We start from the raw sequence: 9,049 nt of genomic DNA, 5'->3' as shown, positions 1-9,049 counted from the left end.
ATGCCGTCGCCAATGCCAAAAGGATGGTTGGCTATGATCACCAACGGCGTATCGGGAAGATTTTGCGGTGGCCACTGGTCCTGAACATCGAGACGTATGTTGATCAGATCCATCATGCGACAGAAAACATCGATACCTGCGGGGACGATGTCGCTCCTCCATGTATTATAGAGCCCGGCATAATAGTCGCGACCGGAAAGGCCTTCGATGGCCCGAATGAGCCATTGGGTCAGGCGGGTCTGCGTGTCGTTGGCATAAGAAAGCTCTGGAAACTGCACATGGACTCCGCAGAATATTGAAACGGCTTAGATTTTCTCAACACTATATGACAGCGTGATGAAGCCACCACGCTGTCATATTTCATGCTCGCTTAGATCACTCGGCCGCCGCGCGCAACAGGTCCGGCGGTGTCGCTTCGCTCCTGAGCTGCTGGATCGCATCATCCAGCTTCAGCGAGGTCTGGTTCTGCGAACCGAGGCGGCGCATATTGACGGAACGCTCCTCGGCTTCGCGCATGCCGCAAACAAGTATGACCGGAACCTTCTGCAGGGAATGCTCGCGCACCTTGTAATTGATCTTCTCGTTGCGGAAGTCGGTGACGACCTGCAGACCGGCGGCTTTCAGTTCCTTGGCGACCTGCTTGCCATATTCATCGGCTTCGGAGGTGATCGTTGCAACCACAACCTGCACCGGCGCAAACCATAGCGGCATGTGACCCGAATAGTTTTCGATCAGGATGCCGAGAAAACGTTCCATCGAACCGCAAATAGCGCGATGGATCATAACCGGCTGCTTCTTCTCCGACGTGGAGTCGATGTAGAAAGCGCCAAAACGCTCCGGCAGGTTGAAATCCACCTGCGTCGTGCCGCATTGCCAGTCACGCCCGATAGCATCGCGCAGCACATATTCGAACTTGGGACCGTAGAAGGCACCCTCGCCCGGATTGATCGACGTCTTGATCTTCCCGCCCGACTGTTCCTCGATCGTCTTGAGCACCTGGCCCATGACTTCTTCGGCACGGTCCCACAACTCATCCGAACCGACGCGCTTGTCGGGACGCGTCGATAGTTTCACCGTGATGCCTTCAAATCCGARATCGGCATAGGTCGTGAGGATCAGATCATTGATGCGCAGGCACTCCGCCGCCATCTGCTCGTCGGTGCAGAAAATATGCGCATCGTCCTGCGTGAAGCCACGCACGCGCATCAGGCCATGCAGGGCGCCCGAAGGCTCATAGCGATGCACGTTGCCGAATTCCGCAAGCTTCACCGGCAGATCGCGGTATGATTTCAGCCCATGCTTGAAGATCATGACATGGCCGGGACAGTTCATGGGCTTCAGCGCAAACACACGCTCGTCATCGGTCTCGTCACCGGCGACCGTGACCTTGAACATATTGTCCCGGTACCAGCCCCAATGACCGGACGTCTCCCACAGCGATTTGTCGAGCACCTGAGGTGCATTGACTTCACTGTAACCATGGCTGTCCAGCCGGCGTCGCATGTAGCTGACGAGGCTTTGGAACATCTTCCAGCCTTTCGGATGCCAGAATACAACGCCCGGCCCCTCTTCCTGGAAGTGGAACAGGTCCATTTCGCGGCCGAGACGGCGGTGATCGCGCTTCTCGGCCTCTTCCAGCATGTGAAGATAGGAATTGAGATCGGCATCATTGTTGAAAGCCGTCCCATAGATACGGCTCAGCATGGGATTGTTGCTGTCGCCGCGCCAGTAGGCTCCCGCAACCTTCATCAACTTGAAGGAATTGCCAATCTGGCCGGTCGATACCATGTGCGGGCCGCGGCAAAGATCGTACCAATCGCCTTGGCGATAGATCTTCAGATCCTGGCCTTCGGGAATAGCATCGACGAGCTCCACCTTATAGGCTTCGCCCTTCTCGGCGAAAACCTTGCGCGCTTTTTCGCGTGACCAGATTTCCTTTGTGAACGGCTGGTTACGGGCAATGATCTCCCGCATCTTCTTCTCGATCACCGGCAGATCATCCGGCGTGAATGGTTCGTTCTTCGCGAAATCGTAGTAAAAGCCATTCTCGATCACCGGTCCGATAGTGACCTGCGTTCCGGGAAACAACTCCTGCACAGCCTCAGCGAGAACATGGGCACAATCATGCCGGATCAACTCCAGCGCGCGCGGGTCGTCGCGCGTCAGGATTTCGATCGCACCTGAACCCTGCAACGGATCGGACAGATCGCGCACAGTGCCATCTACCGCATAGGCGACAGCTTTTTTGGCAAGCGATTTGGAAATGGATTCAGCAAGTTCCGCACCGGTCATGGCAGCGTCATATTCGCGCTTCGAGCCATCGGGGAATTGCATGGATACAGTTTTGGCAACTGTTTGTGACATCGATTTTCTCCTATCCAGTCCCGCCAACGATTGCGGGTGGTATCCAGCTTGCCGAAAACCGCTCCGGCGGGCGCACTTCTAAATGCTGTTTTGTCCGGCGTAAAGTACTTAAAGCACAACGCCAATCACGTGATCATTCAAGACCTAGGGCGACGAAGGCTCCAAAAGCGCCAGGGCATATACCATACGAAACGCCCGTCCAGTGCGGTCGGGACCGGATCCAGCCCTTGTGTGCCGCCCGGCCCGCAGCGGACAAACCGGAAGAGACCCATCCAGCCTCCGGTCCACAGGCCATAGCGGGCGACGGATTCGTAAGTATATTCCGAGCAGGTGGGAATATGGCGGCAGGAATTTCCAATAAATCCGGACAAGGTGAGCTGGTAGAGCCTGATCAGCCCTGTTCCCAACAAGCGTCCTGGTGTTTTCCGCCAGGATCCTTGCCAGTTACGCGAATATTTGCTGGCAATCTTCGGCGTTTGATCCTGTGCCGGTTCGTCACACATCGGTCTAGGCTGCGGCTTCGGCGTTTTTCTTCTCGATCTGGTCAAGGCAATCGACCACCGCATCAAAGGTCAGCATCGTGGAATTGTGGCGTGCTTTATAGTCGCGCACCGGCTCAAGAAACTTCAGATCTTCGAACCTGCCCTCCGGCGGCGTACCGTTTTCCTTCAGCATCTTGAACATTCGGTCCCTGACGTCGCGCAGTTCCTGTGCCGTCGCGCCGATGACATGCCGCGCCATGATCGACGAGGAAGCCTGCCCCAATGCACAAGCCTTCACATCATGGGCAAAATCTGAAACGACGCCATCCTCCACCTTGAGGTCGACGGTAACAGTCGAGCCACAAAGTTTTGAATGAGCAGTCGCCGATGCATCCGGCTCCTCGAGACGCCCGAGCCGCTGGATGTTTCCGGCAAATTCCAGGATGCGCGTGTTGTAGACGTCATTGATCATCATGAATGCCCGTTTTTCGACACAGTGTTCACCGCAAACGCGTCATTGTGCATCGCTTTGACCCTATGAATCCCGATTTCAATCTCTATATAGTATTGGAGCGCACCAGCACAAAGTCGCATGTATTAAATTTTCGCGATGCGTTATTGTGTTGGTCGGGGCTGGAAACGTCTTCCAGCTCGCCTTCAATACACCGTCCGTTCCGATGGAGCGACTATCGTGTATTGCCGTTTAACTCGTCGCTCCTTTGAGGGCGGCTACGGGAGATCGCGATGGATGCTATAATCAAAGTCCTGCAATCGGCAGCCGCCAAGCAGGATAATAATCGACGCCCCACCCAGGAAGAAGCCGAAGCAGCCGTTCGCACGCTACTGCTTTGGGCTGGCGACAATCCGGACCGCGAGGGTCTGTTGGATACGCCGCAACGAGTGGCCAACACATACAAGGAATTATTCTCCGGTTATGCGCAGGATCCGGCCGACGTGCTCGGCCGTACCTTCGAGGAAGTCGCCGGATATGAGGACATGATCCTCATTCAGGATATTCCGTTCTTCTCGCACTGCGAACATCATATGGTGCCGATCATCGGCAAGGCGCATGTGGCTTACCTGCCCGATGGCGAGAAGGTCGTTGGCTTGTCGAAAATCGCCCGCGTGGTCGACATGTTTGCGCACCGCCTGCAGACACAGGAAAGCATGACAGCGCAGATCGCCAATGCAATCCAGGAGTCGCTGCGCCCGCGCGGTGTTGCGGTCATGATCGAGGCGGAACACATGTGCATGGCTATGCGCGGCATCCGCAAAGCCGGTTCGACGACCACCACGACGACCTTTACCGGATCGTTCAAGACTGAAATCAACGAGCAGGTACGGTTCATGACACTCGTCAGGGGCCGTTAGTTTCCAGAATTGGTATTATGCCGAACGATTTGTTCTCCGCTTCCCTGAGCGACAAACATGACAATGAAGAAGGCGCGGTGTTTGCACCGCGCTTCGATGCGTCCGGATTGGTAACGACGGTCGTTACAGATGCCCGTGACGGCCAACTGCTGATGGTCGCGCACATGAATGCCGATGCGCTGAAATTGACGCTGGAAACCGGCATCGCACATTATTGGTCGCGCTCACGTAAGTCCCTGTGGAAAAAGGGCGAAACATCCGGAAATTTGCAGACGGTAATCGAAATGCGCACGGACTGCGACCAAGATGCCTTGTGGCTGAAAGTAACTGTCGCCGGCGATGGCCCCACCTGCCACACCGGACGCCGCTCGTGCTTTTATCGTCAGATCGTCACGACGAATGGAACGTCATCATTGGTAATGCAGTTAGAGACAAAGTAGAGGCCTTCCTGGGCCATGAAACCACTACAGCTCCTTGTATCCGAAAAGATGGCCTCACACCATTTCGACCCCATAACGCATTCACGACCTAGCCATACGGACAATAATGGTCAGGAAAACCTCTATGCCTCGCAACCGCCATCATCGTCTTTTGTAATCCCATTTCATTGGTTGGCTAATGGGTCACAAATCCGCAATATTCATCCTTTGGATACCAATACAAAGGAATAATGAAAGAGCAGTGTTTCAGGAGTATATGCCATGCTCGAATGGGCATCGCGCCGGATGCGCGCGGTAGAACCGATCGGTATCGATAACACTCCGGATGTGCCAGTAATCACACCGGAAAAGCCTCGGGACAGCAAGACACCTATTGCGCTCGCTCTTGGTGGCGGTGCCGCTCGCGGCTGGGCGCATATCGGCGTACTGCGTGCCCTTGATGAGGCTGGCATAGAAATTTCCATGATTGCCGGAACATCGATCGGCGCCCTTGTTGGCGGTTGCTATCTGGGCGGCAAGCTTGATCAGCTTGAGGATTTTGCCCGCAGCCTGACCAAGCGAGGCCTTTTCAGCCTGCTCGACCTGCGTTTTCGGGGCAACGGCCTTTTCGGCGGCATGAAACTCGATCGCCGCCTGCGCGAGCACCTCGAAGAACTCGCTATTGAAGATCTGCCAAAGCGCTTTATTGCCGTATGCACCGAGATCAATACCGGTCATGAAATCTGGTTGACACGAGGCAGCCTGATAACCGCGATGCGGGCTTCCTATGCCTTGCCCGGCGTGTTCGAACCTGTCGAATGCAATGGCAGGACACTCGTCGATGGTGCACTGGTAAACCCGGTTCCCGTCGCGGTCTGCCGGTCTTACGAGCATCCACTGGTTGTCGCCGTCAACCTGCACTATGACCAGTTTGGCCGAGCCGCTGTCATCAAGCATGCAGCGGAAGCTCCAAATCCTGGTTTGGTCGATGGCGAAGCCGCACGCGCGCATCCATCCTACTCCAAGCGGCTGGGCATTACCGGTGTCATGATGGAATCGTTCAACATAATTCAGGACCGGATTTCACGTGCACGCATGGCAGGCGATCCGCCTGACATCATGCTGATGCCGAAGATCGGTCATGTTGGTCTCGCTGAATTCCATCGTGCCGACGAAGCGATCAAACTCGGTTATGAAGAAACCATGGCACGTGTAGGCGAACTGGAGCGCATGCAAAAACTCGTTTTTTGAACCGCTTCAGGCAGTGGCGATATAGCTGCGAATCTCTTCCGACTCGCGCTCCACTTCCTCGATACGAAGTTTGACGACGTCACCGATCGAGACGATCCCGTGCAAATGACCGTCCTTTTCCACGGGCAGGTGGCGAAACCGGCCTTGCGTCATGATTTCCATGACCTGATTAATCGTGTGCTTCTCACTGCAGACCTTGACCTTCATGGTCATGCTTTCCGAAATCGGCTTCCATAAGGCATCGGCGCCCTGGGCGGCAATTTGCCTGACAACATCGCGTTCGGACAAAATGCCCTTGATGGCATTGTTCCCATCACAAACGACAATTGCACCGATCTTGTGCTTTGCGAGGATCGTAATTGCATCGCCGAGCGTCGTCTCCGGCGTCGTGCTGAATACATCATAGCCTTTTCGTTCGAGAATCAGTTTGACAGTCATGTACATCCTCCTTGCACATTGGCTTCTCGACCACCGTATCATCCCCCGGATACATCCGATGACCTAATTCATGGTGCGCGTATGCGCTGCCTATTGCAACTATTTTGCAATTATACCATCAATTCCGGATCCATTCGACCATTGTCACGCCTGTCGAACAAGGAAATGCCCAGGAAGCCGACAAGGAAGCCGCCAATATGGGCTTCCCAGGCAATTGTCGCAGAACTATCGACGCCAACGGAGAGCATTCCGGTAAGAATATTGGTGACAAACCACACACCGAGGAAGGTCAGGACGGTTCGCATGCGAAGCGCCACCCCGATAGGTAGGATATCGCCGACAAAGGCCGCCGAATTGCGCAAGGGGGAGCGGCGGAAACCGAAGCGCGCCGCCGCACCCATCATGCCGGAAATTGCGCCTGAGGCACCCACCAAAGGCGCTATACTGTCTGGATAGACAGCAAAATGCGTCATCACCGCAGCGATCGACGTTACGATCCAGAACAGGGTCGTCCGCAACGGACCAATCCGCGCCGCCAGTGGTGACCCGAAGGCAGCCAGCCAGATCATATTAAGCGCTATATGGGCGATGCTCCCATGCATCAGTGAGTAGGTCACGGTTGTCAGCCAAGCGGCTGGTGACGTGAACCCGCCATACTCTGAAAAACGGGCTGGAATGAAAGCAAAATTCAAAAGAAATTCATTGTTCTGCTCATCGCTCAGGACATAGGTTTCTAGAACGAAGACGATGCCGCATAGGCCCATGATGGCCAATATGACACCCGGAATATTGAAGATCGGCTCGCCCCTTGTGGACCGGTTCCGGATATCCGCTGGATCGTTCATTCTTGTTCATGACCTTTGTTGCTAATGACGAACGCTATCTGGTTCGGGTCTCAGGTGCAAAGCCCCATAAACAGAAAAAAGGCCGCTCAGTGGGTCTGGGCGGCCTCGAATTTCAGGATAGTTGATCATGCAAACTCTAGTGAAAGCACTGTCTCACAGCGCGGCTCGCGGCTCAATCGAAACCACTTGTTAACCTTAATCGGCTGCCGCGGTGGAGACTACGCCATCTTTGGTGGCGCCAGCAGATTGTCAGTGACAGAGTCCGGACGACAAGAAGAATCGCGTTGAGCGCCGAAAGCAGATGAACCCTATGCGGCATGATGGAACAAGCGAGCTTTTTGCCTATTGGAACAGGCTGCGCGGCACCCGCGCCGCGCCGGAGCGCCGGGAGATTGCACCCGCTTCGATCAGGAAATATCTCGCCGATACCTTTATCGCCCAGACAGTCGGACCGGGTGAGCCGCGCTTCCGCCTCGCCGGAACACGCATATGTTCGGTCTATGGCCGGGAATTGAGGGGCGCGTCGTTTGCCTCTCTCTGGCAGATAAAAGACCGAAGCAATATCGTACGGCTCATCAAGAACAGCATGACGAACAAATCCGTCATTCAACTGACTTACGAAGGTAAGAGTACTCGTGGCCGCCGAGCCCTGTTCGAATTGATTCTTTTGCCACTCGCCAGCGAGGCCAATGAACGGCATCTCATGGGGATGATCATCTCCCTCGGCAGGCCCTTCTGGCTCGAATCCGATCCTATCGTCGAAAACCGCCTCCAATCGATTTCGATCATCGATCCGCGTTACCCGGCGCGCAGTTTGCCCAGTGATTCCATTCTTACAGTTCCGGAGAATATGGCATCCACAACCCTGCCCGCCACGCGGACGATCATCAGCCGCAAGGTCGGGCATCTGGTCGTATTCGATGGCGGAAAAATCAGCAGTTAGGTTAGCAATTTCTAAGCAACAGCCAGCATCGTTACCTTCGCGTTAAGACTTGTGACGTAATATTTCAGCATCAGACACTGTCGATTCCCATATCTGGACAGCCTTCATGCAATTGTACCGTGACGTTTCGAGCCCCAATCTTGCCGCCGCGGGCAAGTACTATAGCGTGAAAGTGCAACTATATGGTCGCTTCATGCTGGAGGATCGTACCGAGCATGTCTGCCAGATCGATGAAATGTCGCCCGGCGATGTCATCATCACCACGGATGTGATGGCGAACAATGGCGAGCGGGTTGTTGCCTACATTGACCATATCGGCCGCGTTGAAGGCACTATCGAGCGCATGGTCAATGGCGGGTTTCAAGTTTCGCTGACCGCATCGGATCGCAAGAAGAACAAGATCGCCGCACAACTCACGTGGCTAGCCAATAAACATGAACTGGACATGCCGGAAGACCGGCGTCACCAACGCGTTGCGCCGCGCAATCCCATCACGACGCTGTCGATGGCCGATGGCAGGCAATATCCTTGCCGTATCCTCGACCTCTCCATATCGGGAGCGGCCGTTGAATTGCGCATGCGCCCTGCCCTGAACAGCCAGGTTATTCTCGGTTCCATGCGCGGCCGTGTCGTGCGTCATTTCGAAGAAGGCATCGCAATCGAATTCGCAACAGTGCAAAGCCGCGAAGCGATCGATATTGCCTTCGAAGGGTAAAACCCCATGCTCCCTGGATAAATTCGCCCAACCCGACGAAATCGGCTGCATTCCGCCGTGATTTTTTTCACATCCCGGATATTTTTTTGACAAAATTGCCGCCGAATTTCGGCGAGGTATCGCTCATCAGCGATCAGGCATTAAACCATCGTAAAGCAATCAATATTCGAATAAATGAATGCTTAATCGTATTTGACTTGCAGAAATACAATATATATCAC

11 protein-coding genes are annotated in these 9,049 nt (G+C 54.7%); 5 read left to right on the top strand and 6 right to left on the bottom strand.

Going from position 1 to position 9,049, the window contains the following annotated elements; translation table 11 throughout:
• The 4 genes from ACXJ5O_RS12500 to ACXJ5O_RS12485 form a co-directional block, all read right to left on the bottom strand.
• Positions 1-278 (bottom strand): GNAT family N-acetyltransferase (locus tag ACXJ5O_RS12500; protein ID WP_457300164.1); only part of this gene is annotated, 278 nt, incomplete at its 3' end.
• A 97-nt stretch (positions 279-375) separates the two neighbouring features.
• Positions 376-2,364, bottom strand: a complete 1,989-nt coding sequence (gene thrS / locus ACXJ5O_RS12495) for a threonine--tRNA ligase (RefSeq protein ID WP_457300163.1) — start codon at positions 2,362-2,364, stop codon at positions 376-378.
• A gap of 137 nt (positions 2,365-2,501) precedes the next feature.
• Positions 2,502-2,867, bottom strand: coding sequence for a membrane protein insertion efficiency factor YidD (yidD, locus tag ACXJ5O_RS12490; protein WP_457300162.1), 366 nt, complete (start codon positions 2,865-2,867; stop codon positions 2,502-2,504).
• A gap of 4 nt (positions 2,868-2,871) precedes the next feature.
• Positions 2,872-3,318, bottom strand: coding sequence for an iron-sulfur cluster assembly scaffold protein (locus ACXJ5O_RS12485; RefSeq protein WP_112531327.1), 447 nt, complete (start codon positions 3,316-3,318; stop codon positions 2,872-2,874).
• A gap of 272 nt (positions 3,319-3,590) precedes the next feature.
• Between ACXJ5O_RS12485 and folE the strand changes: the two genes are divergently transcribed.
• From folE to ACXJ5O_RS12470, 3 genes are all read left to right on the top strand, one after another.
• Positions 3,591-4,217 (top strand): GTP cyclohydrolase I FolE, encoded by a 627-nt coding sequence (gene folE / locus ACXJ5O_RS12480; RefSeq protein ID WP_112531326.1) that lies wholly within the window; start codon positions 3,591-3,593, stop codon positions 4,215-4,217.
• A gap of 17 nt (positions 4,218-4,234) precedes the next feature.
• On the top strand, positions 4,235-4,657 hold the full coding sequence (gene hisI, locus ACXJ5O_RS12475; RefSeq protein WP_457300161.1) for a phosphoribosyl-AMP cyclohydrolase: 423 nt from the start codon (positions 4,235-4,237) through the stop codon (positions 4,655-4,657).
• Between the two features lie 261 nt (positions 4,658-4,918).
• Positions 4,919-5,887, top strand: coding sequence for a patatin family protein (locus ACXJ5O_RS12470; protein ID WP_457300160.1), 969 nt, complete (start codon positions 4,919-4,921; stop codon positions 5,885-5,887).
• A gap of 6 nt (positions 5,888-5,893) precedes the next feature.
• On the opposite strand, the gene ACXJ5O_RS12465 is transcribed toward ACXJ5O_RS12470, so the two are convergent.
• Together ACXJ5O_RS12465 and ACXJ5O_RS12460 are read right to left on the bottom strand one after the other, a co-directional pair.
• Positions 5,894-6,325, bottom strand: a complete 432-nt coding sequence (locus tag ACXJ5O_RS12465) for a CBS domain-containing protein (protein ID WP_457300159.1) — start codon at positions 6,323-6,325, stop codon at positions 5,894-5,896.
• A gap of 110 nt (positions 6,326-6,435) precedes the next feature.
• Positions 6,436-7,170, bottom strand: a complete 735-nt coding sequence (locus ACXJ5O_RS12460) for a rhomboid family intramembrane serine protease (protein WP_457300158.1) — start codon at positions 7,168-7,170, stop codon at positions 6,436-6,438.
• 301 nt (positions 7,171-7,471) lie between these two features.
• Between ACXJ5O_RS12460 and ACXJ5O_RS12455 the strand changes: the two genes are divergently transcribed.
• A complete protein-coding gene (locus tag ACXJ5O_RS12455; RefSeq protein WP_457300157.1) occupies positions 7,472-8,113 on the top strand; it encodes a PAS domain-containing protein in 642 nt (213 codons plus the stop codon).
• Between the two features lie 106 nt (positions 8,114-8,219).
• Positions 8,220-8,828, top strand: coding sequence for a PilZ domain-containing protein (locus ACXJ5O_RS12450; protein WP_271896453.1), 609 nt, complete (start codon positions 8,220-8,222; stop codon positions 8,826-8,828).
• The last annotated feature ends 221 nt before the right edge of the window (positions 8,829-9,049 follow it).

This window comes from Phyllobacterium sp. P5_D12, from assembly GCF_054049495.1.
This window is presented reverse-complemented; position numbering and strand designations above follow the sequence as displayed.

Coding starts and splice junctions, on each gene's coding strand:
- hisI (WP_457300161.1), top strand. CDS start 4,235: ATGCCGAACGATTTGTTCTCCGCTTCCCTGAGCGACAAACATGACAAT.
- ACXJ5O_RS12470 (WP_457300160.1), top strand. CDS start 4,919: ATGCTCGAATGGGCATCGCGCCGGATGCGCGCGGTAGAACCGATCGGT.
- yidD (WP_457300162.1), bottom strand. CDS start 2,867: ATGTGTGACGAACCGGCACAGGATCAAACGCCGAAGATTGCCAGCAAA.
- ACXJ5O_RS12485 (WP_112531327.1), bottom strand. CDS start 3,318: ATGATCAATGACGTCTACAACACGCGCATCCTGGAATTTGCCGGAAAC.
- ACXJ5O_RS12450 (WP_271896453.1), top strand. CDS start 8,220: ATGCAATTGTACCGTGACGTTTCGAGCCCCAATCTTGCCGCCGCGGGC.
- ACXJ5O_RS12455 (WP_457300157.1), top strand. CDS start 7,472: ATGAACCCTATGCGGCATGATGGAACAAGCGAGCTTTTTGCCTATTGG.
- ACXJ5O_RS12465 (WP_457300159.1), bottom strand. CDS start 6,325: ATGACTGTCAAACTGATTCTCGAACGAAAAGGCTATGATGTATTCAGC.
- folE (WP_112531326.1), top strand. CDS start 3,591: ATGGATGCTATAATCAAAGTCCTGCAATCGGCAGCCGCCAAGCAGGAT.
- ACXJ5O_RS12460 (WP_457300158.1), bottom strand. CDS start 7,170: ATGAACGATCCAGCGGATATCCGGAACCGGTCCACAAGGGGCGAGCCG.